The 326-nt window shown below is 37.7% G+C and carries 1 protein-coding gene; it reads left to right on the plus strand.

All coding sequences use genetic code 11. From position 1 onward, the window contains the following. Window positions 1–326 (plus strand): aldehyde dehydrogenase family protein (locus KA858_RS12695; protein WP_210135854.1); only part of this gene is annotated, 326 nt, incomplete at both ends.

Genomic DNA, 326 nt, shown 5'->3' on the forward strand with positions numbered 1-326 from the left:
CAGGTCTTCCAAAAGGCGTTGTAAACTTTGTACCAGGTGATCCGAAAGAAATCGGTGATTACTTAGTCGATCATAAAGATACGCACTTTGTAACATTTACTGGTTCAAGAGCAACAGGTACACGTATTTTTGAAAGAGCAGCTAAAGTTCAAGAAGGCCAAAACTTCTTAAAACGTGTTATCGCTGAAATGGGCGGTAAAGATGCAATTATAGTTGATGAAAATACTGATACTGATTTAGCAGCTAAAGCAATTGTAGATTCTGCATTTGGCTTTTCTGGTCAAAAATGTTCTGCATGTTCTAGAGCAATCGTGCACAAAGATGTT

It is taken from the genome of Staphylococcus sp. GDX8P80P, from assembly GCF_017893095.1.
GTDB classification, from domain to species: domain Bacteria; phylum Bacillota; class Bacilli; order Staphylococcales; family Staphylococcaceae; genus Staphylococcus; species Staphylococcus borealis.